The organism is Enterobacter cloacae complex sp. 2022EL-00788, assembly GCF_026627565.1.
GTDB lineage: Bacteria > Pseudomonadota > Gammaproteobacteria > Enterobacterales > Enterobacteriaceae > Enterobacter > Enterobacter pasteurii.
On the sequence record NZ_JAPNMC010000006.1, the window covers coordinates 55814 to 77193 of the forward strand.

The 21380-nt window shown below is 57.2% G+C and carries 21 protein-coding genes; 4 read left to right on the forward strand and 17 right to left on the reverse strand.

The window, feature by feature from the left end:
- Nucleotides 1-157: 157 nt before the first annotated feature.
- Together fre and ubiD are read right to left on the reverse strand one after the other, a co-directional pair.
- Complete coding sequence (fre, locus tag OWK27_RS10930; RefSeq protein ID WP_148421582.1) at nt 158-859, reverse strand: NAD(P)H-flavin reductase; 702 nt, start codon at nt 857-859, stop codon at nt 158-160.
- Nucleotides 860-898: 39 nt separating this feature from the next.
- Nucleotides 899-2395, reverse strand: coding sequence for a 4-hydroxy-3-polyprenylbenzoate decarboxylase (ubiD, locus tag OWK27_RS10935; protein WP_148421584.1), 1497 nt, complete (start codon nt 2393-2395; stop codon nt 899-901).
- A 169-nt stretch (nt 2396-2564) separates the two neighbouring features.
- On the opposite strand from ubiD, the gene rfaH reads away from it, so the two are divergent.
- Nucleotides 2565-3056: a transcription/translation regulatory transformer protein RfaH gene (gene rfaH, locus OWK27_RS10940; protein ID WP_267590480.1), complete on the forward strand. Its 492-nt coding sequence runs from the start codon at nt 2565-2567 to the stop codon at nt 3054-3056.
- Here the strand turns inward: rfaH and tatD are convergent.
- From tatD to udp, 9 genes are all read right to left on the reverse strand, one after another.
- Nucleotides 3053-3835, reverse strand: coding sequence for a 3'-5' ssDNA/RNA exonuclease TatD (tatD, locus tag OWK27_RS10945; protein WP_267590382.1), 783 nt, complete (start codon nt 3833-3835; stop codon nt 3053-3055). The two genes, rfaH and tatD, sit on opposite strands and share 4 nt — an antisense overlap.
- 41 nt (nt 3836-3876) lie before the next feature.
- Nucleotides 3877-4647, reverse strand: a complete 771-nt coding sequence (gene tatC, locus OWK27_RS10950; RefSeq protein ID WP_148421587.1) for a Sec-independent protein translocase subunit TatC — start codon at nt 4645-4647, stop codon at nt 3877-3879.
- A gap of 2 nt (nt 4648-4649) precedes the next feature.
- The gene (tatB, locus tag OWK27_RS10955; RefSeq protein ID WP_148421589.1) at nt 4650-5192 is read right to left on the reverse strand and encodes a Sec-independent protein translocase protein TatB; all 543 of its coding nucleotides are present in this window, start codon (nt 5190-5192) and stop codon (nt 4650-4652) included.
- Between the two features lie 3 nt (nt 5193-5195).
- Nucleotides 5196-5450, reverse strand: a complete 255-nt coding sequence (gene tatA, locus OWK27_RS10960) for a Sec-independent protein translocase subunit TatA (protein ID WP_148421591.1) — start codon at nt 5448-5450, stop codon at nt 5196-5198.
- A gap of 76 nt (nt 5451-5526) precedes the next feature.
- Nucleotides 5527-7167 (reverse strand): ubiquinone biosynthesis regulatory protein kinase UbiB, encoded by a 1641-nt coding sequence (gene ubiB, locus OWK27_RS10965; protein ID WP_267590383.1) that lies wholly within the window; start codon nt 7165-7167, stop codon nt 5527-5529.
- On the reverse strand, nt 7164-7769 hold the full coding sequence (ubiJ, locus tag OWK27_RS10970; RefSeq protein ID WP_148421595.1) for a ubiquinone biosynthesis protein UbiJ: 606 nt from the start codon (nt 7767-7769) through the stop codon (nt 7164-7166). Before ubiJ ends, ubiB begins: the two co-directional genes overlap by 4 nt.
- Nucleotides 7770-7782: 13 nt before the next feature.
- Entirely contained in the window at nt 7783-8538 is a 756-nt protein-coding gene (gene ubiE, locus OWK27_RS10975; protein ID WP_003860790.1) for a bifunctional demethylmenaquinone methyltransferase/2-methoxy-6-polyprenyl-1,4-benzoquinol methylase UbiE, read from the reverse strand.
- A 66-nt stretch (nt 8539-8604) separates the two neighbouring features.
- On the reverse strand, nt 8605-10062 hold the full coding sequence (rmuC, locus tag OWK27_RS10980) for a DNA recombination protein RmuC (protein WP_176609001.1): 1458 nt from the start codon (nt 10060-10062) through the stop codon (nt 8605-8607).
- A gap of 139 nt (nt 10063-10201) precedes the next feature.
- Nucleotides 10202-10963, reverse strand: a complete 762-nt coding sequence (udp, locus tag OWK27_RS10985; RefSeq protein ID WP_003860792.1) for a uridine phosphorylase — start codon at nt 10961-10963, stop codon at nt 10202-10204.
- A 259-nt stretch (nt 10964-11222) separates the two neighbouring features.
- Between udp and OWK27_RS10990 the strand changes: the two genes are divergently transcribed.
- Nucleotides 11223-12029, forward strand: a complete 807-nt coding sequence (locus tag OWK27_RS10990; RefSeq protein ID WP_176609002.1) for a dienelactone hydrolase family protein — start codon at nt 11223-11225, stop codon at nt 12027-12029.
- A 54-nt stretch (nt 12030-12083) separates the two neighbouring features.
- Here the strand turns inward: OWK27_RS10990 and metE are convergent, their stop codons facing one another.
- Nucleotides 12084-14345, reverse strand: a complete 2262-nt coding sequence (gene metE / locus OWK27_RS10995) for a 5-methyltetrahydropteroyltriglutamate--homocysteine S-methyltransferase (protein WP_267590384.1) — start codon at nt 14343-14345, stop codon at nt 12084-12086.
- 116 nt (nt 14346-14461) lie between these two features.
- Here metE and metR point away from each other — a divergent pair, with 116 nt between their 5' ends.
- Entirely contained in the window at nt 14462-15415 is a 954-nt protein-coding gene (metR, locus tag OWK27_RS11000; RefSeq protein WP_063868862.1) for an HTH-type transcriptional regulator MetR, read from the forward strand.
- Here the strand turns inward: metR and OWK27_RS11005 are convergent.
- The 3 genes from OWK27_RS11005 to pldB form a co-directional block, all read right to left on the reverse strand.
- Entirely contained in the window at nt 15303-16202 is a 900-nt protein-coding gene (locus OWK27_RS11005) for a carboxylate/amino acid/amine transporter (RefSeq protein ID WP_193355346.1), read from the reverse strand. The two genes, metR and OWK27_RS11005, sit on opposite strands and share 113 nt — an antisense overlap.
- Nucleotides 16203-16284: 82 nt before the next feature.
- Complete coding sequence (gene yigL / locus OWK27_RS11010) at nt 16285-17085, reverse strand: sugar/pyridoxal phosphate phosphatase YigL (RefSeq protein ID WP_148421605.1); 801 nt, start codon at nt 17083-17085, stop codon at nt 16285-16287.
- A 30-nt stretch (nt 17086-17115) separates the two neighbouring features.
- Complete coding sequence (pldB, locus tag OWK27_RS11015; protein WP_267590385.1) at nt 17116-18108, reverse strand: lysophospholipase L2; 993 nt, start codon at nt 18106-18108, stop codon at nt 17116-17118.
- Nucleotides 18109-18218: 110 nt separating this feature from the next.
- Here pldB and rhtB point away from each other — a divergent pair, with 110 nt between their 5' ends.
- Nucleotides 18219-18839 carry a homoserine/homoserine lactone efflux protein gene (rhtB, locus tag OWK27_RS11020; RefSeq protein ID WP_267590386.1) on the forward strand — a complete coding sequence of 207 codons (621 nt, stop codon included), beginning with the start codon at nt 18219-18221 and terminating at the stop codon, nt 18837-18839.
- Here rhtB and rhtC read toward each other — a convergent pair.
- Both rhtC and recQ read right to left on the reverse strand, forming a co-directional pair.
- Nucleotides 18836-19456 carry a threonine export protein RhtC gene (gene rhtC, locus OWK27_RS11025; RefSeq protein WP_176609008.1) on the reverse strand — a complete coding sequence of 207 codons (621 nt, stop codon included), beginning with the start codon at nt 19454-19456 and terminating at the stop codon, nt 18836-18838. The two genes, rhtB and rhtC, sit on opposite strands and share 4 nt — an antisense overlap.
- 61 nt (nt 19457-19517) lie before the next feature.
- The gene (gene recQ, locus OWK27_RS11030; protein ID WP_148421613.1) at nt 19518-21347 is read right to left on the reverse strand and encodes an ATP-dependent DNA helicase RecQ; all 1830 of its coding nucleotides are present in this window, start codon (nt 21345-21347) and stop codon (nt 19518-19520) included.
- Nucleotides 21348-21380: the final 33 nt, after the last annotated feature.

The following is a 21380-nucleotide window of genomic DNA, read 5'->3' on the forward strand; positions in this document are numbered from 1 at the left end:
AAATTCATCAGTCGTGTTTGTTCATTTTTGGGGGGCGCTCCTGAGGACGAAATTTATCCGGAACAAGGATAGCGGTAATGCGCCGCCCATTTCAAGGTTAAATTTTCGCCAGCGCTTTTGTCAGAGCAGAAAAAACCCGCCGAAGCGGGTTTCTGATTCAGATAAACGCAAACGCATCGCCGAACAGGCGATCTTCCCGCGCGTCACGTTCGTTACAGAACAGGTCGCGGGCAATTTTCGCCATTTCAAAGCGACCGGCAATGTAGATATCGTGCCCGGCCAGCGTTCCGTGATCCTGCAATACCGCTGTCAGCACGGTACCGCTGCGCCCGCGCCAGCCCTCTTCCGGCTGCTCGACAACCGGCTCGATGCGCAGGTGTGGATGATTCACGCTCAGCGCTTCCAGCTCCGACAGATCGTAAAGGTGCTTCTCTTCTCGGCCGCCCCAGTAGATGGTGATATCACGATTCGGATTGCGCGCCAGAGCGGTCAGCAGAATAGAGCGAACATAAGAGAAGCCCGTGCCACCGGCAATCAGGATCAGAGGGCGATCTTCGTCTTCACGCAGCCAGGCCTCGCCGTGAGGGATATCGACCACGATTTCACGCTCTTTCAGGATGCGGTCCATCACGGCCATCGCGTACAGGTTAAGCTCAGACGCACCAATATGCAGCTCAATAAATTCCTTCTCTGCAGGCGTAGAGGCCATAGAGAAAGGACGCTTATCACGCTCGTCCATCACGACCATCAGGTACTGGCCGGCACGGAATGAGAATGCCGCTTCAGGAACCAAACGGACGCGATATACGGTGTCGGTAATAGCATCTACCGACGTCACTTTACAGCTTAAGGTTGTCATTCGCTCTCTCTGTCGGGAAGTCTATAGGGCTAAACGGTCTTATTCTGCCTTACCGTTATTCATTATGGCCAGCTCGTCCCAGATCGCGTCAATGCGCGCGGTCACGGCAGGATCTTTCTCGATCGGGCGACCCCATTCACGGTCGGTTTCGCCAGGCCATTTATTCGTGGCATCCAGTCCCATTTTTGAGCCAAGGCCGGAAACCGGCGAGGCAAAGTCCAGATAATCAATCGGCGTGTTTTCCACTAACACCGTATCACGCGCGGGATCCATACGCGTGGTGATGGCCCAGATGACGTCATTCCAGTCGCGGGCGTTGACGTCATCATCGCAGACAATCACAAACTTGGTATACATAAACTGGCGCAGGAAAGACCATACGCCCATCATCACGCGTTTAGCGTGACCGGCATACTGCTTCTTCATCGTTACCACCGCCAGGCGATACGAACACCCTTCCGGCGGCAGATAAAAATCAACAATTTCCGGGAACTGTTTTTGCAGGATCGGCACGAACACTTCATTCAGCGCCACGCCCAGTACCGCCGGTTCGTCGGGTGGACGGCCGGTATAGGTGGAGTGATAAATGGCATCTTCACGCTGGGTAATGTGCGTGACGGTGAATACCGGGAAGTTATCCACTTCGTTGTAGTAGCCGGTGTGGTCGCCGTACGGCCCTTCGGGTGCCAGCTCGCCCTGTTCAATGTAGCCTTCCAGCACGATCTCCGCACTGGCCGGTACTTCCAGATCATTGGAGATACACTTCACCACTTCAGTTTTGGTGCCGCGCAGCAGCCCCGCAAAGGCATATTCCGACAGCGTGTCAGGAACGGGCGTAACCGCGCCCAGAATGGTTGCCGGATCGGCGCCCAGCGCGACGGAAACCGGGAAGCGTTCGCCCGGACGGGCCGCGCACCACTCCTGGAAATCCAGCGCGCCTCCGCGATGGGACAGCCAGCGCATGATGAGCTTGTTCTTGCCAATCAGCTGCTGACGATAGATGCCGAGGTTTTGACGCTCTTTATGCGGCCCACGCGTGACGGTGAGGCCCCATGTAATCAGCGGTGCGGCATCTTCAGGCCAGCACTGCATAATCGGAATGGTGGTAAGATCAACCGCATCGCCTTCCAGCACTTTTTGCTGGCACGGCGCACCGCGCAGGCGTTTGGTCGGCATGTTCAGTACCTGCTTAAACTGCGGCAGCTTGTCGAACAGGTCGCGGAACCCTTTCGGCGGTTCCGGCTCTTTCAGAAAGGCCAGCAGTTTGCCCACTTCGCGCAGCGCCGTAACATCTTCCTGCCCCATCCCCATCGCCACGCGGCGAGGTGTGCCGAACAGGTTACAGAGTACCGGCATGGCGTAGCCTTTTGGGTTTTCAAACAGCAACGCCGGGCCGCCCGCGCGCAGGGTGCGGTCAGCGATTTCTGTCATTTCCAGATACGGATCAACAGGTAGCGTAATGCGTTTGAGTTCGCCCTGCTTTTCAAGCAGCGCCAGGAAGTCGCGTAGATCGTGGTATTTCATGCAGTTAATCATGGCCTCTCTGTAAGCGCTTCATTATACGGCGTAAGCCCGCGTGATGCTGTAATTTTGTTAAATTAGCGTGAACTTCCACGACTTACTCGCTTTTTGCCCATTATAATCACCTTAGCGATCCCGCCAGGGTTTTGATATGCTTGCGCCCCGAACAATGGGAAGAGTGATTATGCAGGCCTGGTATTTACTGTATTGCAAACGCGGGCAACTTCAGCGCGCGCAGGAACATCTTGAACGTCAGTCTGTTAACTGCCTGACACCCGTGATCACGCTTGAAAAAATGCAGCGTGGAAGACGCACGACCGTCAGCGAGCCCCTGTTCCCGAACTACCTGTTCGTTGAGTTCGACCCCGAAGTGATCCACACCACGACGATCAGCGCCACGCGCGGCGTCAGCCATTTTGTGCGTTTTGGCGCCCATCCGGCAAAGGTGCCGTCATCGGTTATTCATCAGCTTTCCGTTTACCAGCAGCCTGAAGATATTACCGATCCCGAAACTCCCTATGCCGGCGACAGCGTGGTGATCACCGAAGGCGCCTTTGAAGGCTTACAGGCCATCTTCTCTGAGCCGGACGGTGAAGCGCGTTCAATGCTGCTGCTTAACCTGTTGAACAAAGAGGTGTTGCAGAGCGTCAAAAACACCGATTTCCGAAAAGTTTAAAACTGCACGCCGAACAGCCGACGCACGTTGTCATCGGTTCGTGCTGCCAGCCACTGGGCATCCTCTCCGCGCCAGTGCGCCACGCGTTCAGCTATGTGCCCCAGGTAAGCGGGTTCATTACGTCGCGATGCCGGTTTAGGCTGCATATCCCGAGGCAGCAGATACGGCGCATCTGTTTCAAGCAGCAAACGATCGGCCGGGATAACGGGCAGCAGCTCGCGCAGCTCAAGCCCACGACGTTCATCGCACACCCAGCCGGTAATTCCCAGATAAAGCCCGCGATTCAGGCAATCCAGCGCCTCCTGCCGGGAGCCCGTAAAGCAGTGCAGCACCGCGCCAGGCAGTTTATCCAGCCAGGGCTCCAGCAATGCCAGAAAACGTTCATGCGCATCGCGACAGTGCATAAACACCGGCATTCCCAGCTCAGCTGCCATGGCGAGCTGGGCGGTAAACGCGTTTTCCTGCTCTTCAGGCGTTGAGAAGTTGCGGTTAAAATCAAGCCCGCATTCGCCAATGGCAACGACTTCCGGCGTTTTCGCCAGGCGATGAAGTACTTCAGCACTTTCCTGCGTCCACTGGCTGCTGTCATGAGGGTGCACGCCTGCGGTGGACCAGCAGCGTTGATAGCGTTGCGCCAGCTGCTGTGCCTGCTCGCTCTCGTGCAGATTGGTTCCCGTCAGCAACAGCCCGTTAACGCCAGCGGCAAACGCGCGCGCCACCACCTCATCACGGTCTTTCGCAAACTGTGAGCTGGTCAGGTTAAGCCCAATATCAAACATGGTATTCCCCATATGACAACCGCCCTGACGGGCGGCTGATTTTATTCTTTAGTGGTCTCTTCCGACTCTACGTCTTCATCATCCCGCGTACGCCCCTTACCCACGTAGAAACGTGCGAAGAACACGCCGACTTCAAACAGGCAGTACATGGGTATTGCCAGCAGCGTCTGCGAGAAAACGTCCGGCGGGGTTAACAGCATCCCCACGACAAACGCCCCGACGAGGATGTACGGACGCTTTTTACGCAGATCGTCCGGTGTCGTAACGCCTACCCAGCAGAGCAGGACTATCGCCACGGGCACTTCGAACGCGACGCCGAACGCCATAAACAGCGCCATGACAAAGCTGAGGTAGCTGGCGATGTCCGTGGATACCTGCACCCCTTCCGGCGCGGTATGCGTCAGAAAACCAAAGGCCAGCGGGAAGACCACGAAATAAGCGAACGCCATGCCGATATAGAACAGCAGGGAGCTGGATACCAGCAGCGGGATCACCAGCTTACGCTCATGCCTGTACAGCGCCGGGGCGATGAAGGCCCAGACCTGATACAAAATAACCGGCGCAGACGCAATCAGCGACACCCAGAAGGTGAGCTTGATTGGGGTAAAGAACGGCGAAGCAACGTCCGTTGCGATCATCGTTGCCCCCAGCGGCATCTGTTTAATCAAGGGCGCAGAGACCACCTGGTAGATATCGTTGGCGAAATAGACCAGACACAGGAAAATGAGGAAAACCGCAATAATGCAGTTTAACAGGCGCTTGCGCAGTTCAATGAGGTGCGCGATGAGCGGTTGAGTATCATCTACTGCCATGTTTACGCTTTATCACTTGAGGAAGGGGATGATTCGGAAACGGGTGCGGCAGGTTTAACTTCAGCCGCTTTCACCACGGGCTCTTCTGACGGCACCTGCTTTTTCACTTCAGGCTCCTGCGGCGATTGCTCTGGCGAAGCAGCCTGATGCTCCGCGCTGGAAGGCGTCACACCCTCGCGCTGCTCCTCGCTACCCTTCACCACCGGGTTATGGATGGTGTTAGCTTCGTCGCTCGCCTTTTCAGGATCGTTAATGCTGTATGAGCGCTTCATGGATTCGGCCGCTTCACGCAGCTCATCCATCGACGCTTTCAGCTCCGGCGTCAGGTTGTCCATGCTCGCCTTTTCAACCTTTTTCAGGCTGTCCTGAAATTCCTGAAGCTTAAGCTCCTGCGCCAGCTCGTTCTGCACGGTCGTTGCCAGCGAGCGAAGCGCACGCACCCAGCCCACCACGGTTTTCACCGCAACGGGCAAGCGCTGCGGCCCCAACACGATCAGACCAATCACAAATACCAGCAGTAACTCACCAAAACCAATGTCGAACACGAATTACACCTGCTCTTTATCGTGACGTTTAGCATCGTCCTTTTTGGCTTCATCCTGCTTGTCGGCGATGGACTTAGCAGTGAAATCAGCATCCTGACCGGTTTTATCCTGCTTATTCTCGTCATCGCTCATGGCTTTCTTAAAGCCTTTGATTGACGCGCCAAGGTCGGAACCAATGGACCCGAGTTTTTTCGTGCCAAACAGCAGCACAACGATGACGGCAATGATCACTAACTGCCAGATACTGATACCACCCATGCGTGTTCCCCAGTGATAGATGATTAATTAGTCAGATCGCATTATACGTATGCAACCCATCGATAGCGACGCTAATTCAGCGCGTTTTTCGCCAGCCAGCAAGCCAGACAACAACACCGGCAGCCATAATCCACGCAGGCATCATTTCCCAGTCCGGGCGATTGATCAATAGCAACGTGCCGCTTATCAGCAGCGTCGCGCCAATTCCGAAGAGATAGCGAGACTGCCCCTGACGCACGCGGCTGGATTGAAGCTCGTGCGCGATTTTATCCATGCTGTGCTGAAGGTTCTTGCTCTGACGCAAACTGTCGTAAACCAGCTCAGGAATTTCAGGCATTTTTTCAATCCAGAACGGGCCTTTCTCCTTAAGCGAGCGAACCAGCGCTGGTATACCGACCTGATCCTTAATCCAGGATTCGAGGAAGGGTTTAGCGGTTTTCCACAAGTCTAACTGAGGATAGAGCTGGCGGCCTACGCCCTCAACGTAAAGTAATGTTTTCTGAAGTAAAACTAATTGAGGCTGCACTTCCATATTGAAACGGCGCGCGGTGTTGAACAGGTTGAGCAGAACGTGTCCGAATGAGATCTCCGACAGCGGCTTTTCAAAAATCGGCTCGCAGACGGTGCGGATCGCAAACTCGAACTCTTCCACGTTGGTATCTGGCGGAACCCAGCCTGAATCTACGTGCAGTTCGGCCACCTTACGGTAGTCGCGGTTGAAGAACGCGATAAAGTTCTCGGCGAGATAACGCTTATCCTCTTTGTTCAGCGAGCCAACAATACCGCAGTCGATGCCAATATATTGCGGATCTTCCGGATGCTCATAGCTGACAAAAATGTTGCCAGGATGCATATCCGCATGGAAGAAGCTGTCGCGGAAAACCTGAGTAAAGAAGACCTGCACGCCCCTTTCGGCCAGCAGCTTCATGTTGGTGCCCTGTTTTTCCAGCGCCACCACGTCCGAGACCGGAATACCGTAAATACGTTCCATCACCATCATGTTCTGGCTGCAATAGTCAGAATAGACTTCAGGAACATACAGCATCGGGCTGTTTTCAAAGTTACGACGCAGCTGAATGGCGTTCGCCGACTCGCGCAGCAGGTTTAGCTCATCAATCAGCGTTTTTTCGTATTCCCGTACCACTTCCAGCGGGCGCAGACGGCGGCCATCCGGCAGCAGGCGCGGCACCCAGCGAGCCAGACGATAAATCAGCTTCATGTCCGCTCTGATAACCGGCAGGATATCCGGGCGAATCACCTTGATGACCACCTCTTTGCCATTCTCCTTCAGGCGCGCGGTGTGGACCTGCGCGATAGAAGCGGATGCCAGAGGCTGGATATCGAAATCATCAAACCAGGTGTCGATGGGAATATTGCCCATCGCTTCCTCGATTTGTTTCTTTGCCCTCTCCCCATCAAACGGGGCGACGCGGTCCTGCAACAGCGCGAGCTGGTCGGCTATCTGCGGCGGGAAAAGATCGCGACGTGTTGAGAGCATCTGACCAAACTTGATCCAGACCGGACCCAGTTCCTGCAAAGCAAGACGCAGGCGTGTACCCAGCTCCTGATCCTTATGGCGATTCGGCATCCAGAACAGCGTGCGCCGCCAAAGCCGAAGCGGCAGGGTGATGCGCATTCTGGGGATAAGCTCGTCGAGCCCGTAGCTCAAAAAGGTGCGAACGATAAAATAGAGGCGCCGAATTTCACCAGGCGTCATTTGCCCTCCAGTTTTTCCAGCCGTTTGGTTAACGCATCCACTGCGCGCTCAACTGCCGCGGTCTCTTCTGCAAACCAGGCAACTTCCAATGGCCCCGGCGCCATACGCCACTCTTCGGTCAGAACCTCAGCAGCGTAGCGCTGTTGACGCTGGAGACCTTTGCGCAAAAAAGCAGAACCCGTGCGCAGCGTTTTGCTTATCCCTTCAGCCGCGATATCGCCGATATAGGGCGCCAGCAGCTCCGCCGGGTCGAATTCAGCCTGGTCGCTAAGCGCAGCGAAGTTCTGTACCACCTGAATATCGCCCTGGACTTCCAGCTCGCCGCTGCGAATAAGCGCCGTCAGCTGCTGGCGATCGCGCAGTTTTGGCAACACGCTCATGTGCGTGATCACCGAGCAGTCAGCCTCGCCTTCCCACTCACCCAGAACGTCAAGCTGGCGTTCGCTGAAGACCAGCACAAGCGGCGTCGAGAACTCTTTTAAAACGATACGCAGTACCTTTCCGTTAAGCCGCTGACGTGCGGTTTTGAGCGCCGGGGCGCGATACAGAAAGGCATTCAGTACATTCTCGATGCCTGCGGTGACTAAGGGTTTAATGGGCACGGGAAACCTCCACTCAGAACTTGTAACCACGATGCAGCGCGACGACACCCGCCGTCATATTGAAGTACTCCACGTTTTCAAATTCTGCATCCTGCATCATCGCTTTCAGCGTGTCCTGATCCGGGTGCATTCGGATGGATTCAGCCAGATAACGGTAGCTTTCGGCATCGTTCGCCACCAGTTCGCCAATGCGTGGCAGAACGTGGAAGGAATACGCATCGTAGGCTTTGCTCAGCGGGTCGATAATCGGTTTGGAGAACTCGAGCACCAGCAGGCGTCCACCCGGCTTCAGCACGCGGTACATAGAGCGCAGCGCTTTATCTTTATCGGTCACGTTACGCAGCCCGAAAGAGATGGTGATGCAGTCAAAGGTATTGTCCGGGAACGGCAGCGCTTCGGCGTTGGCCTGAACGTATTCAACATTGCCTACCACGCCGATGTTGCGCAGCTTCTCGCGTCCCATTTTCAGCATGGAGTCGTTGATATCGGCCAGTACCACGCGACCGGTTTCACCTACCAGGCGGGAAAATTTTGCGGTGAGATCGCCCGTTCCTCCGGCTAAATCCAGCACCGTTTGTCCACGGCGTACGCCGCTGCAATCAATGGTGAAGCGCTTCCACAAGCGATGAATGCCGAATGACATCAAATCATTCATCACATCGTACTTCGCCGCCACGGAATGAAATACGTGGGCCACCATGTCAGCTTTCTGCGCTTTGGCGACAGTCTGAAAGCCAAAGTGCGTCGTGTCTTGTGAATCGTCAACCATCTCAGAGCCTGCTAATCAGTCAAATGTTCGTGAAGTGTAACAGATTGGGCGCATTTGCCCTACGTTTCAACCACCGCGAAAGAAACGCGTCGGCTGCGCTTCTGGTGATAAACTCGCCGCTAAATCGTTGTCTTCATTGCGGGTATTTTGCTCAGCGTCGCCTTCGCGTAGGCGGAACTCTTCGTCCTGCGCGGTCGCCTGCTCCACCAGATCCGGATTAATCTCGCGTTTAACCTCCACCCCCAGGCTGCGAAACGCCTCCGCCTGCGCCAGCAAATTGCCGCGCCCGGAGGAGAGTTTTTTCATCGCCTGACGGTAATTATCCTGCGCCCGATCCAGGCTTTGCCCCACCGAGGACATATCGTCCACAAACAGCCGCATTTTGTCGTACAGCTTGCTGGCGCGATCGGCAATCTGCTGCGCGTTACGGCTCTGGTGTTCATAGCGCCACAGGTTGGCAATGGTGCGTAATGCCACCAGCAGCGTGGTGGGGCTGACCAGCATAATGTTATTTTTCAGCGCTTCGGTGATCAGTTCGGGCTGTCTGTCCAGCGCCAGCAGAAAGGCCGGCTCGACCGGAATAAACATCAGCACGTAATCCAGCGATCGCAGCCCCGGCAACTGCTGATAGTCTTTTCTGCCAAGCTGACGAATATGGTTACGCACGGAAGCAATATGCTCCTGCAGCGCCGATTCGCGGGTGTAGTCATCCTCGGCGTTGAAGTAGCGTTCATAGGCCACCAGCGTCATTTTCGCGTCGATGACCACATCTTTGCCCTGCGGCAGACGCACAATCACGTCCGGCTGCATTCGCGAGCGCGCGTCAGTCTCGATGCTGACCTGCGTCTCATATTCGTATCCCTCGCGCAGGCCAGAGGCTTCCAGCACGCGGGTTAAAACGACTTCGCCCCAGTTCCCCTGCGCTTTGTTATCGCCTTTGAGGGCGCGCGTCAGGTTAACCGCCTCTTGCGCCATCTGGGCATTCAGCTGCTGGAGATTGCGAATTTCATGCGCCAGCGTGTGGCGCTCGCGTGCCTCCTGCCCAAAGCTGTCCTGCACCTGGCGGCGAAAGCCGTCCAGCTGTTCGCGCAGCGGCGTCAGCAGGCTGTTCAGGCTCTGGCGGTTCTGTTCATCCACGCGGCGGTTGCTGTGTTCAAAAATACGGTTCGCGAGGTTCTCAAACTGCTCGCTAAGGCGCTGCTCGCTGTTGATCATCTGGCGGATTTTGTCTTCGGCGTGCAGCTGGGTGGATTCGAGGCGGGTGGTTACTTCGCGAAGATCGGCCTCCAGCGAGGTGTTGATATCACGCAGGTTACGCAGTTCGTTATTGAGCAGTTCGCACTCGTCGCGCCAGTGGGCGCTTAACGAAAGCTGCTGCTTCGTTGCGCTGAGCTCGGCGACGATCTCCTCGCGCTCTGCCAGCTGCTCGGCTTTCTGCTGCGCGTGCTGATAGCTGGAGATGAGCCAGCCAATCCCCGCACTCGCCAGCGCAACTACCGCATAAATCAGGATTGAGATATCCACAATGCCCCCTGCATCCACGTATTACCCGCACAAAATAGAATTGTGCTGTATAAACGTCCAGTTTGAAAGGGTTTTCCTGCGAGGCGCTACGCAAAAAATAAAGGCCGAACGCGTCGGCCTTTACTCTCAGAAGAGAGGATTAGATCAGGCGGCGAGCCGCTTCTACCACGATTTTCACCGCATGGCTTTCAGTCTGCTTCATGGTTTCGGCGTTCGGGATCTCCTGCTGGGTACGGTTGACGATAACGCCCGCCACCATACCGGCACGCAGACCCTGGCTCGCGCACATGGTCAACAACGTCGCGGATTCCATTTCGTAGTTCATCACGCCCATGGACTGCCACTCTTCCATAGAGCCTTTGAAACGGCTCACCACGCGGCCAGAGAAGGTGTCGTAACGCTCCTGGCCCGGGTAGAAGGTATCGGAGGATGCCGTGACGCCCACGTGAGTGGTAGCACCCACGGATTTCGCCGCTTCAACCAGCGCGGTGGTGCATTCGAAATCAGCCACTGCCGGGAACTCCATCGGCGCAAAGTGCAGGCTTGCCCCGTCCAGACGGACGGATGCCGTCGTCACCAGCACGTCGCCCACGTTGATGTGCGGCTGAATGGCGCCAGTGGTGCCGATACGCAGGAAAGTACGAATGCCCAGCTGCGCCAGCTCTTCAACGGCGATAGAGGTAGACGGGCCACCAATACCGGTAGAGCACACGATCACCGCTTTACCGTCCAGCTCTGCGCGCCAGGTGGTAAATTCGCGATGGGCTGCCAGCTTAACCGGCTTATCCATCAGCGCGGCGATCTTTTCCACACGCTCAGGATCGCCGGGGACGATAGCAAGCGTAGCCCCTTGTAAATCGTTTTTAGTGAGGCCGAGATGAAAAACATCAGACTTAGACATAAGTGACTCCTCTGTGGGTCGGTTAGTCAGAAGAAGTAAAACGGTACTTTACAGAAGCAACACGCATCATTTCGTGACACACCTCACCATGAATGAAAATGGTTGCAGTTAATTTCCACAAAATAGTGATTTACATCACATTAACAAGTTATAACGTAGGGTGCTGCACAAAAGATAGACGCTATGAGGCACTGTGGGTTGTTAACCTGGTGTCTATATTTATCTTTGCGCTAATCCATTCATTGGTACGGAGAATGCCATGACTGAAAAAACCGGTTTTGCACCTGCTGCTGCCCCGCATGCTTCAACCATCGTCTCAACCCCTGAAGAGGCTATTACCGCGGGCGAGACCTCTATTCCCTCGCAGGGAGAGAACATGCCGGCGTACCACGCGCGGCCAAAATCCGCCGAGGGCCCGCTGCCCATCGTGATTGTGGTTCAGGAAATATTTGGCGTTCATGAACATATCCGCGACCTCTGCCGCCGTCTGGCGCTGGAGGGCTATCTGGCCGTTGCGCCAGAGCTCTATTTCCGTCAGGGCGATCCGAACGATTACAGCGACATCCCGACGCTGTTCAGCAACCTGGTCAGCAAAGTGCCGGATGCGCAGGTGCTGGCCGATCTGGATCATGTTGCCAACTGGGCGGCGCGCAACGGCGGTGATGCGCATCGACTGATGATAACGGGTTTCTGCTGGGGTGGACGTATTAGCTGGCTGTATGCCGCGCATAATCCACAGCTCAAAGCCGCCGTCGCCTGGTACGGCAAACTGGTGGGGGAAAAGACCCTGAACTCACCGAAATATCCGGTGGATATCGCCACGGATTTAAATGCACCGGTATTAGGCCTGTATGGTGGCCAGGATACGGGGATCCCGCTTGATACCGTCGAGACCATGCGCCATGCCCTACGCGCGGCGAATGCGAAGGCGGAGATTGTGGTGTATCCGGATGCCGGACACGCGTTTAACGCCGACTATCGTCCGAGCTATCACGCCGAATCCGCGAAAGATGGCTGGCAGAGAATGCTGGCGTGGTTCAGCCAGTACGGCGGAAAGAAAGCGTAAAGCAGAAGCCCGGCGGCGGCTACGCCTTACCGGGCTATAGATATGACTAATGACTTAACCCTGACGCAAGTTCTGCGCCGCCTTCACCATGTTCGCCAGCGCCGCGCGCGTCTCCGGCCAGCCGCGGGTTTTCAGGCCGCAGTCCGGGTTCACCCACAGGCGTTCCGCGGGGATGCGCTGGGCTGCTTTTTGCAGCAGGCCCTCAATCCACTCCACGCTCGGCACGTTCGGGGAGTGAATGTCATACACGCCCGGCCCTATTTCATTCGGGTAGTCGAACTCTTCAAACGACTCCAGCAGTTCCATGTCTGAACGCGAGGTCTCGATGGTAATAACGTCGGCATCCAGCGCGGCAATCGAATCCATGATGTCGTTAAATTCGCAGTAGCACATGTGGGTGTGGATCTGCGTGTCGTCCTTAGCGACGGCGGCGCTGATGCGGAACGCTTCCACGCCCCACCGTAAATAGGCATCCCAGTCGCTGCGGCGCAGCGGCAGACCTTCGCGTAGCGCCGGCTCGTCGATCTGGATGATGCCAATACCCGCCGCCTCCAGATCCGCTACTTCATCCCGCAGCGCCAGCGCTATCTGTTTGGCGATGGTTTCACGGGTCACGTCTTCGCGCGGGAAGGACCAGCAGAGGATCGTCACCGGCCCGGTCAGCATGCCTTTCACCGGCCTGTCGGTCAGCGACTGGGCATACTTCGCCCACTCAACCGTGATCGCTTCGGGGCGGCTGACGTCGCCAATAACCACCGGCGGCTTCACGCAGCGGGATCCGTAGCTCTGCACCCAGCCGTTCTGGGTAAAGACGAAGCCGTCCAGGTGTTCACCAAAGTATTCCACCATGTCGTTACGCTCGGCCTCGCCGTGTACAAGCACGTCCAGCCCGAGGCGTTCCTGCTCGACGATCGCCTGCTTGATGTGTTCGGCGATACCGGTGCGGTAGTGGTTCGCATCGAGATTGCCCTTTTTGAAGTCCAGGCGCAGGCTGCGGATCTCCGTCGTTTGCGGGAAGGAGCCGATAGTCGTGGTCGGCCACGCGGGCAGGTTGAAGCGGGCGCGCTGGGCTTCGGCGCGCACCTCATAGGGGCTTTGACGCTGGCTGTCCTGGCCGGTGATGGCCGCCAGACGTTTCTCCACCGCCGGGTTATGCACGCGCGCCGAGTGGCGACGTGCCTGGATCGGTGCGCTCCAGTCGGCAATCGCCGCCGTATCGCCGCTGTTCAGGGCGTCGCGCAGCAGGGCCAGCTCTTCACATTTTTGCAGGGCGAAGGCAAACCAGCTTTTTATCTCGGCATCCAGGCGGGTCTCTACGCTCAGGTCGATCGGGCTGTGCAGCAGGGAACAGGACGAGGCCACCCACATCTCACGTTTGCCGACGATATCTTTGATTTGCGCATATTTCTCCGTCAGATCGGCGCGCCAGACGTTACGGCCGTTAATCAGGCCAGCGGAGAGCAGCCAGTCTGCGGGCAGTCGCTTGTGCAGTTCCGCGACATCGTCTTTACCGTGTACGAGGTCAACGTGCAGGCCCTGCACCGGCAGTCTGGCGATGGTGCCGAGGTTTGGCGTCACGCCCTCGAAATAGGTCGTCAGCAGCAGCTTCACCTGCCCTGTGAGCGCGTCATACGCCGGCCTGAAGGCGTCGAGCCAAACCTGGGGCAGCTCGAGCACCAGCGCCGGCTCGTCGATTTGCACCCACTGAATGCCGCGTTTGCCCAGCTCAATCAGCACCTGTTTGTAGACCGGCAGAATGTCCTTCAGCAGGCTCAGACGATCGAACTGCTCGCCTTTCACTTTGCCCAGCCACAGGTACGTTACCGGCCCCAGCAGCACCGGTTTTACCTGGTGGCCCAGCGCCAGCGCTTCGTCCACTTCATCCAGAAGCTGGGTCCAGGTCAGCCTGAACTGCTGACCTTTCACAAACTCCGGCACCATATAGTGATAGTTGGTGTTAAACCATTTGGTCATTTCCGCCGCCGCCGCTGGCTCACCCGTTGGCGCACGGCCACGGCCAATGCGGAACAGGGTATCGATATCTACCGATCCATCGTTGTTCTGATGACGAGCCGGCACGTTGCCAAGCAGCAGGCTGGTCGTCAGAACATGGTCGTACCAGGCAAAATCGCCCACCGGCAGCAGGTCAATGCCCGCCTGCTTTTGCTGCTCCCAGTGACGGGCGCGCAGCTCGCGCCCCACCGCCAGCAGTTCTTCACGGGTGGCATTACCCGCCCAGTAGCTTTCTTGCGCTTTTTTCAGCTCGCGACGCAGGCCAACGCGAGGGAAACCGAGAGTGTGATTGCGGATTGTCATGGCATACCCCTTGTAGAAAATCGTTATTTAGACGTCCAGATGTTTACACTTCTATAATTGGCAGGTACTGTATATTCCTCAAGCGCAAAATGTTCATGGCGAAGTGAAGGACTTTCATGATCGAGATTAAACACCTGAAAACGCTACAAGCGTTGCGGAACTGCGGTTCTCTTGCGGCGGCAGCGGCCACGCTGCACCAGACCCAGTCTGCCCTTTCGCACCAGTTCAGCGATCTGGAACAACGCCTCGGCTTCCGTCTTTTCGTGCGTAAGAGCCAGCCCCTGCGCTTTACGCCGCAGGGCGAAATTCTGCTTCAGCTGGCTAACCAGGTACTGCCGCAAATTGCCAGCGCGCTGCAGTCCTGCAACGAGCCGCAGCAGACCACGCTGCGCATCGCCATTGAGTGTCACAGCTGTATTCAGTGGCTGACCCCCGCGCTTGAGAACTTCCGCCAGAAGTGGCCGCAGGTGGAGATGGACTTCAAATCCGGCGTCACGTTTGATCCGCAGCCGTCGCTCCAGCAGGGCGAGCTGGATCTGGTGATGACCTCGGACATTCTGCCGCGCAGCGGCCTGCACTATTCGCCGATGTTTGATTTTGAGGTGCGTCTGGTGCTGGCGCCGGATCACCCGCTGGCCGCCAAAACGCGCATTACGCCGGAAGATCTTGCCAGCGAAACGCTGCTGATTTACCCGGTGCAGCGCAGTCGCCTGGATATCTGGCGTCACTTCCTGCAGCCCGCTGGCATCAGCCCACAGCTGAAAAGCGTGGACAATACCCTGCTGCTGATCCAGATGGTGGCGGCCAGAATGGGGATCGCGGCGCTGCCGCACTGGGTGGTCGAGACCGTTGAACGCCAGGGTCTTGTCGTGACCAAAACCCTGGGTGAAGGACTGTGGAGCCGGCTGTACGCCGCCGTGCGCGACGGCGAGCAGCGTCAGCCGATTACGGAAGCGTTTATTCGCTCAGCGCGGAACCACGCGTGCGACCATCTTCCGTTTGTGCGGAGCGCGGAGCGACCCAGCGGCGATGTACCCACAGCGAAGCCAGGATCACCGTTCCCCCAATAAGGAAACTCGGCCAGTGCGGCTGTTCCTGCCAGATGGCGAGGTTCACCAGCAGCCCCGCCGGCACGTGCACGTTGTTCATGATCCCAAGCGTACCGGCGTCTACCTGCGTAGCGCCGTAGTTCCACATGAAATATCCCAGCCCTGACGCCACCACGCCCAGCCAGACCAGCACTCCCCACTGCACGGAGGTGGTCGGCAGCTTTTGCGGGTTGCCGAGCAGAAACCACGCCGCCACCGCGACGATCGCCGCGCCCGTATAGAACCACGCAAACGCGTTGTGCTGCGGCATTGGGCGGGTTTCCATCAGGCGCTTGTAGCCCACCATACCGATGGCGAAGCTGATATTGGCGAGCTGGACGAACATCAGCCCGGTCCAGAAGTGATCGCTCACCTTGTCGTAGCGAATGATCGCCGCGCCAACCACCGCCAGCGCGGCGCTCAGCAGATATCCCCAGCGCAGGCGGCGCTTGCTCAGCAGATCGTAAATCAGCGTGATATAGAGCGGCGTAAGCACGGTAAAGAGCAGAAACTCCGAGACGGACAGGTAAACGTAAGCCCTGAAGCTGAACAGGTACATGATGCCGAGCTGCATCGCGCCCACCAGCATGTACAGCAGAATGGTTTTCAGCGTTTGCCCGCGGGTGCGCAGGAACGGCAGGAATACCAGCGCCGCCAGCCCTACGCGCATCAGCACCGAGAAGTAGCTGTCGACCGATCCGGCAAGGTATTCGCCAATCAGGCTAAAGGAGAAGGCCCACAGGATAGTGGTGATAATGAGTAGCGCCACAATGCTTGTCTCTGAGAAAGAAGGAGAGGCATTGTAGCGAACTCTTTAGTTGACATCTGAACAATAAACAACCGAATGAAGATTATTCAAGGAACAGCTTGCGCAGGTATTTTGGTACCGCGTTGTCGCCGTTGGTGCCGATGACCTCCAGCTCCGGGTGCAGATCCTTCAGGCGCTGGTGCGCGTTCTGCATGATGCAGCCTTTGCCCGCCATAGAGAGCATCTCGGCATCGTTCATGCCGTCGCCAAAGGCGATGCAGTCTTTCAGATCAAAGCCCAGGCGTTTTGCTACCGCTTCCAGCGCATGGCCTTTGGACACCCCGCCCGCCATCACTTCCAGACAGGTCAGCGTGGAGAAGCTCACGTTTACGCGGTCGCCCCAGCGCGCGTTAATCGCCTGCTCCAGCGGCAGCAGGGCTTCGTGGCTTTCACAGGTAAAGAACACCTTGCTGATCCCTTCAGGATCCAGCAAACCCGGCTCATACAGGGAATAGCTGAACACCGCTTCCTTGAAGAAGCGCATTTCGTCCGGACGATGACGGTTCATAAACCATTCGTCGTCGCGGTAAACGTTGGTAACGATATCCGGGTTGTTATGCACCACGCCAAACAGATCGGTGGCAATATCGCGATCCAGGTTGTGGGTGAAAATCAGGTTGCCGTCCGTGTCATGCACGCGCGCACCGTTGGAGGTGATCATGTACGACCTGATCTCCAGGTTATCGCGGATCTGCCCCACGTCCACGTGGTGGCGGCCCGTGGCGAACACAAAGTTCACGCCGCGGGCAGTCAGGAGTTTTAAGGTCTCTTTCGCGTAAGGCGACAGGGTGTGGTCGGGAGAAAGCAGCGTGCCATCTAAATCAGATGCAACAACCTGGTACATAGGGATTTAAACCTCTGGTAAAAGCAAGAATCAGTTATGCCTGTTGAAAAATTCAACAATGGCGTTGAGCGCGACTGAGCGCATAGCGTCCTTTTCAAAAAGGATCTCATGGTACGCGCCGTTGATGACCAGCGGTTTACCCCCTTCACAGGGATGGCCCGCGGCGGCGCGCAGTTCACAATAGCGGTCGTGCATGCGGTTATCTACCACACGCTCTTCTTCTGCCTGAATCAGGAGCGTCGGCGTGTCATCATCGCCAACGCCAGCCAGCACCTGCTCGCCGGCATGAATACCTTCCCGCACCCAGTGCCAGGTGGGGCCGCCAACGCGCAGGCGCGGCTCGTCGGCATAGAAGCGCAGGTTGCGGCGATAACGCTGCCGGCTGTGGGTTAAGACGTTGATGGCAAACGGCAAAGCCCGCCAGCGCCCCGTTCCGATGGCGTAACCTTCGCGAATGCGCTGATGGCCCTCAGCCCAGTCGAGAAGATGGCGCACCATCCAGTCCGGAAAACGTATCACGATGCCATACATCGGCGCGGTAAGCGCAATGGCATCGCACTGGTGATCGTAGCGCTGCAAAAAGAGCGTAGAAATGGCGCCGCCCATGGAGTGCGCCAGAATATAGTGCTTGCGCCACGGGCCGGGCTGCACTTCCTGCTGCCAGAAGGCGGCCAGATCGTCGACGTAATCGCTGAAGTTATCCACGTGTCCGCGATGGGTATCCGGCAACATCCGGCCGGAGAGTCCCTGCCCGCGATGGTCGATAATTAACACGTCAAAACCCAGATGGAACAGGTCATACGCCAGCTCGGCATATTTGATGTAGCTTTCGATACGCCCGGGGCAGACCACAATCACCCGGTCATTTTTTTCATCACGGAAACGAACGAAGCGTACCGGGATATCCCCGACGCCCGTAAACTCATCTTCCTCACGCTGGCGCCAGAAATCGGTCAGCGGCCCCATGGAGAAAGCAGCAAATGCGTTTTCTCGCGTTTCCCAGTCCTTTTTCTGCTGCAACATCGGGTTTCCACCCCCCGTTTTCAGGGAATATTGTTTTTTTCGTCACCGGTCACAAAATGACTCAACAATAGCGTATTGTGGCATAAAAACAGACGTTCCGGGAGCTTCAAATGACCTTCGAGTGGTGGTTCGCTTACCTGCTGACATCCATCATCCTCAGCCTTTCACCTGGCTCTGGCGCAATTAACACCATGACCACCTCCATCAACCATGGCTATCGCGGCGCGGTGGCGTCGATTGCCGGCTTACAGACCGGGCTCGGCATTCACATTGTGCTGGTGGGGATTGGCCTGGGTACGCTGTTCTCCCGTTCGGTACTGGCCTTTGAGGTGCTGAAATGGGCCGGTGCGGCGTATCTGATTTGGCTCGGTATTCAGCAGTGGCGGGCGGCAGGCTCGATTGACCTGAACACGCTCTCCCGGACGCAAACCCGCGGGCATCTGTTTAAGCGCGCGGTATTTGTTAATCTGACCAATCCGAAAAGCATTGTGTTCCTTGCCGCCCTGTTTCCGCAGTTCATCGTGCCGCATCAGCCGCAGGTGATGCAGTACGTGGTGCTGGGCACGACCACTATCATTGTCGACATCATCGTGATGATTGGTTACGCAACGCTGGCGCAGCGAATTGCGGCGTGGATCAAAGGGCCTAAGCAGATGAAGGCCCTGAATAAAGTCTTTGGTTCGCTGTTTATGCTGGTTGGCGCGCTGCTTGCGTCAGCGCGTCATGCTTAGCGAGAAAGGATAAGATGAATGCCGAAGCCGGCGAACAGCGCGCCGGCAAAGCCGTCGATCCACTTCGCGATGCGCTGGTAGCCGCGACGCATCGCCGGTAAGGCGAACAGGCTGGCAACGATAGTGAACCAGGCAAACGTCTCCACAACGATCAGCAGGAATATCCCCCAGCGCGCGCCTGCGCCGACGCTGTCGCCGACAAACAGCGAGAACACAGAGCCGAAGTAGATGATCGCTTTCGGGTTCGCCAGGTTGGTCAGCAGCCCCTTCACAAAGCTACGGCCTCCGGTGGCCAGCTCAACCTTTGGCGCGTCCGGTTTTTTCGCTTCTTTCTTTAAGGCCCCGCGCAGCATCTGGTAGCCCATCCAGCACAGGTAAAGACCGCCACCGACCATGATGATGTTATGCAGCCACGCCATCTTCGCCAGGATCAGGTTCAGACCGAGCAGCGCAACCGCTGCCCAGACCATGACGCCCATGGTAATACCGAGCACGCCCATCATCGCCTCTTTGCGGGAGCGGCTGACGGCCGTTTGCGACACGAAGAAAAAGTCAGGGCCAGGACTCATCAGCGCAACGATGTGCACTAACGCCACGGTGAGAAATAGCATTAACATAATTAGCTCGCGGGGAAATAATTCAGTGAGTCATCATCCTGGCACTTTTTAGCCCGGCTGACTACTCCTCATCATCACCATCAGCGTGGGAACGAATAAGCGCCATAAACTCTTTACCAAAGCGCTCCAGCTTACGCGTGCCGACGCCGTTGACGCTGAGCATCTCGCTGGCGCTGAGCGGCATCTGTTCGGCCATCTCAATCAGCGTCGCGTCGTTGAACACCACGTATGGCGGGATGTTCTCTTCATCAGCAATGGCTTTACGCAGCTTGCGCAGCTTGGCGAACAGCTTGCGGTCGTAGTTGCCGCCGTAGGATTTCTGCATCACGCGCGGCTTCAGGGCGATGACGCGCGGTACGGCGAGCTTCAGTTCAACTTCACCGCGCAGGACCGGTCGCGCGGCTTCGGTTAGCTGAAGCGCAGAGTGCTGGGCAATGTTTTGCGTGGCAAAGCCGAGGTGGATCAGCTGGCGGATGATACTCACCCAGTGCTCGTGGCTCTGGTCTTTACCGATGCCGTAAACCGGCAGCTTGTCGTGGCCCATGTCGCGGATACGCTGGTTGTTGGCACCGCGCAGCACTTCTACCACGTAGCCCATCCCGAAGCGCTGGTTCACGCGTCCGATAGTCGAGAGCGCTTTACGCGCGTCCATCAGGCCGTCGTACTGCTTCGGCGGGTCAAGGCAGATATCACAGTTGCCGCACGGCTCCTGGCGCCCTTCCCCAAAGTAGTTGAGCAGCACCAGGCGGCGGCAGGTCTGCGCTTCGGCAAACGCGCCCATCGCGTTGAGCTTGTGGCGCTCGATATCCTGCAATTGACCCTGCGGTTTCTCTTCCAGGCAGCGGCGCAGCCACGCCATGTCGGCCGGATCGTAAAACAGCATCGCTTCCGCAGGCAGGCCGTCGCGCCCCGCGCGGCCGGTTTCCTGATAGTAAGATTCGATGTTGCGCGGGATATCGAAATGCACCACGAAGCGGACATTGGGCTTGTTGATACCCATGCCGAACGCCACCGTCGCCACCACGATTTGCAAATCGTCGCGCTGGAATTTCTCCTGCACGTCGGCGCGGATGTGGTTCTCCAGCCCGGCGTGATAGGCCGCGGCGCTGAAGCCGCGGTTTTGCAGACGCGCGGCGGTGTCTTCCACCTTCGCGCGGCTGTTGCAGTAGATGATGCCGGACTTGCCGCGCTGCTCCTGCACGTAGCGTAAGAGCTGGTCCAGCGGCTTGAATTTTTCCATCAGCATGTAGCGGATGTTCGGGCGGTCGAAGCTGCTGACCTGAATGTAGGGGTCGTTCAGCCCCAGCAGGCGAACGATATCCAGACGCGTGGTGTCATCCGCCGTGGCGGTAAGCGCCATAAACGGCAGCTCAGGGAAGCGCTGACGCAGCTGGCCGAGAGCGGCATATTCGGGGCGGAAGTCATGCCCCCACTGCGAGATACAGTGCGCTTCATCCACCGCCAGCAGCACCGGATTCCAGTGCGCCAGGTGATCGAGGAAGTTGTCCAGCATCAGGCGCTCTGGCGCAATATACAGCAGGCGAACCTGCCCGGTACGGCACCCGGCCATCACCTCTTGCTGCTGCTCGCGGGTCTGGGTTGAGTTAAGACAGGCGGCCGCTACGCCGTTGGCGAGCAGCTGGTCGACCTGGTCTTTCATCAGGGAAATAAGAGGAGATACCACGACCGTCAGGCCGTTAAGCACCAGCGCGGGCACCTGATAGCAGAGCGATTTCCCGCCGCCGGTCGGCATCACCACCAGGCAATCGCGCCCTTCCAGCACGGTTTCAATGATGGTTTCCTGGCCAGGGCGGAACTGCTGGTAGCCAAAGGTTTCATGCAAAACCTGTTTAGCCAGCGATTCCTGATTCAATACTTCCGCCTGCGCCACGTTAACCCCATATGCCAGAAATGAAACAGGCGC